Here is a 1,445-nt window from a genome sequence, read left to right on the forward strand (position 1 = left end):
GGAGTTGACAAAATACCGACGACTTTTCGCGGTTGGTCTTTGCATGAGTCAGTTGAATAAATAACACCATGAGCTGTTGTAACGCTGTTTGGTAATCCAAATCTCTAACCTCATCCGCAAATAGGAAAAATAGTCCACCTAGCGATTTTGCGTCATTTTCCTGGCGACGCTCATATTCCATCACCAAATAACGGCTGAACACGACCGTCGTGTGGCTGATCAGCATGTCAAAAGAACGGCCCTGGAACTCGGTACCAAGTTTAAGATAACTTTTCGTAAATTTGAAAAACGTCTCGATGCTCCAACGCATGCCGTAAATTCGTACGACTTCGTCCTCGCCCACCGTCAAGTCCGTGCTGATTATGGCCAACCATTCACGACGTTTGTTGCGATTTTGAACAAACACTAACTTTACGGGTAATCCACAAGCGGTTTCGGCGATAACGGAGCCCAAAATTTCAGTAGCCTTGCCCTTTGGAAGTGTTGCGTACAGTTCTTTCAAGGTCATTAGCTTGCCGTTTAATCGGTAACGTTGCTTCAATTCTTTGACCATACCAATGACGGGAAGTCCCATTTTGTTCAGTTGACGAAGCAAAGGTGCCTGAGTAAACCAACTGTCCATGAGCACATAGTCCGCTGTAAATCCGACAGTTAGTGCCCGTTTTAAAAGGTCTACTACGGCATCCGGTTTGCGATGGAGTGATTCAAGTCGGCGCTTGTAGCCATGGCTGCGCTTAGAAAGCTGCTCCTTGATTTCACAAATTCGGTTCGCAAGCTTAGCTGATGAAAGCATGACAAAGTCAATCGGGGCAAAGCTAAAACCATCCGACCAACCAAGCGTCAGCATCGTAAACCCTTTGGTAAATCGACCGGTCGTATGGTCGAATACGCGTGCCAATAGTTCAGCTTTCTTACTACGATCACGCTTCAAGACGGAGTCGTCAATGATGAAAACGCGCGTACGCGAAGTCGAAATAAGGGACTCAAAGTGCAAAACGATTTTTAAAGCAAAGCTATGGAAAAACTTTCGCCATGCAAATGTGCTCTGATTAAGGAAGCGATAAATGACGTCTTTACCAGGAAGTGACTCACCGCGTTCACTTTCCAAAAGACGAAACCAGTTTCGGCCCTCAAACACAAGTGAAAACAGAAGTTGGAACACAGCCAAGCTAGAATAGCCAAAAGATTTAGTAATTCCAGCATTTCGCAGTAGTTGGCCGATTTGCAGGGTTGAAAACAAGATGGAAAAACGAGATTTTGCCTGTTCAGATAAGGAATTTTGGTGTACCATAGGAGTTACACACCTTTCTTTGTTTGCATGGTTGCTAGTCACTTCCATGATACCAAACAAAGAGGGTGTTTTTCTGTCAAGATGAGCAAAATTTCTCCATTAACCCTTGCAACCATAAGGCTCAACTAGCTTTTCGTAGGTGCGAAAGTTGAGT

Annotated in this window: 1 protein-coding gene; it reads right to left on the reverse strand. The window is 44.6% G+C overall.

Annotated features, from left to right (window positions below):
• Positions 1-1,291 (reverse strand): IS4 family transposase (locus FU659_RS34915; protein WP_147951732.1); only part of this gene is annotated, 1,291 nt, incomplete at its 3' end.
• Positions 1,292-1,445: the final 154 nt, after the last annotated feature.

This window comes from Paenibacillus sp. N3.4 (genome assembly GCF_008017805.1).
Lineage (GTDB): Bacteria > Bacillota > Bacilli > Paenibacillales > NBRC-103111 > Paenibacillus_E.